Origin of the sequence: Paracidovorax valerianellae, assembly GCF_900102625.1 — a bacterium.
GTDB classification, from domain to species: Bacteria; Pseudomonadota; Gammaproteobacteria; order Burkholderiales; family Burkholderiaceae_C; genus Paracidovorax; species Paracidovorax valerianellae.
This window is the reverse complement of sequence record NZ_FMZC01000052.1, coordinates 1-1,288: the sequence shown is the minus strand read 5'-3', so window position 1 is coordinate 1,288 and position 1,288 is coordinate 1. Positions and strand designations below refer to the sequence as shown.

The following is a 1,288-nucleotide window of genomic DNA, read 5'->3' as shown; positions in this document are numbered from 1 at the left end:
ACGACCCGACCATTGGGCAGTACGTCACTCAGGACCCCATTGGGCTTAATGGCGGGATTAATAAATCAAGCTATCCCGTAAATCCAATGAATTGGACAGACCCGACTGGGCTTGATCCGACTTCCGGCCCTAAAGGCCCAGATATTGGAAGTGCCAAAGGCTGGTATGACAAAATCAAAGATATGCTTGATTTTAAAGAAAATGTGCAAGAGGGAAGAGATGCGAAAACGAAAAGCGCAGAACTTACCTGTAAGCGAGCTGCAGAAAGGGAAAAACGATATGAGGAGGGCAGGCAGAATAAGCTTGAGGATGGTGCTGCTGTCATACGAGACGTTGCAGCAGGTGAGGTGAGTGAAGGGGTTCAACTTGACATTAGTATTGGCTCCGCCGCAAAGTTGTATGGTTATTGGAGCGAGACACCTGCGGATTGTGCGACGTTACTGAAAACTGGCTCTAGTTCGAATACTGTTGACTTCTTTAAAAAATGAAAAAATTTAAAATTGTAAAATTAAGCATAATTTTTTGGCTTATTTTTTCTTTGACTTTCTATCCATATCTGGTACATCAGTCAAAGGCAGGCATGGATAGGGTAATGTTTCTACAAGTAATTAATTTCGCAGTTAGTTATTTGTTTTTTGCGATCACAATTTTTTTCTTTACAAGAGACTTAATCAAATATAAATTTGAAAAATCAAATTTAAACATTAAATATACAGCAGTAATTTTTATTTTTTCTGTCATTATTCCGTTGATACCTTTTTTGGATTTGGCATTGATTATTTTCGGGTTGCAAAAATCATATATGTGCAGCACTTTTGAAGCATCGACTCTTTTGGTTAAGGGATACTGTGTTTATTATTCTGGGGTTATTCCTAATGTGGCGGTGAGTATGCTTCTGATTTTTCTTGTGATAAGTTTTTTGGGATTAAAGTTTGCAAAAATAAAATAGAAAATTGATTGTGGCGAGTCTCTATTGGGCTTCAGGCAAAAAATAATTTATTTATTACTACTGCCGCATTAATCATGGCGGGCGGGCCGGTGCAGCAGTGGCCCGGCAACCGCATCGGCTGGAGCAGCGCAGGGGACGGGGCAATCGTTCAGTACCGCTACGACGCCTTCGGCAACCGGGTGCAGGCGCAGCACGCCGATGGGCGCACGCTGCGTCTGCAGTACGACGCGCTGCACCAGCTGACGGCGGTGTTCGAGCAGGCGCCGGGCGAGAAAGGCTTCACGCCGATCGCGCGCTACCGCTACGACGCCTTCGGTCGGCGCCTGGGCAAGACCGTGG

The 1,288-nt window shown here is 44.6% G+C and carries 3 protein-coding genes; all 3 read left to right on the top strand.

The window, feature by feature from the left end; all coding sequences use genetic code 11:
• Positions 1 to 488, top strand: a 488-nt coding sequence (locus BLT03_RS24365) for an RHS repeat-associated core domain-containing protein (protein WP_217640204.1), incomplete at its 5' end; no start/stop codon positions are given.
• Between the two features lie 104 nt (positions 489 to 592).
• Complete coding sequence (locus BLT03_RS24360) at positions 593 to 949, top strand: hypothetical protein (RefSeq protein WP_175537865.1); 357 nt, start codon at positions 593 to 595, stop codon at positions 947 to 949.
• Between the two features lie 74 nt (positions 950 to 1,023).
• Positions 1,024 to 1,288, top strand: a 265-nt coding sequence (locus tag BLT03_RS23625; protein WP_139160554.1) for an RHS repeat domain-containing protein, incomplete at its 3' end; no start/stop codon positions are given.

Bases quoted from the DNA above. Each gene is read 5' to 3' on its own strand.
- BLT03_RS24360 (WP_175537865.1), top strand. From the start codon at position 593: ATGTTTCTACAAGTAATTAATTTCGCAGTTAGTTATTTGTTTTTTGCG.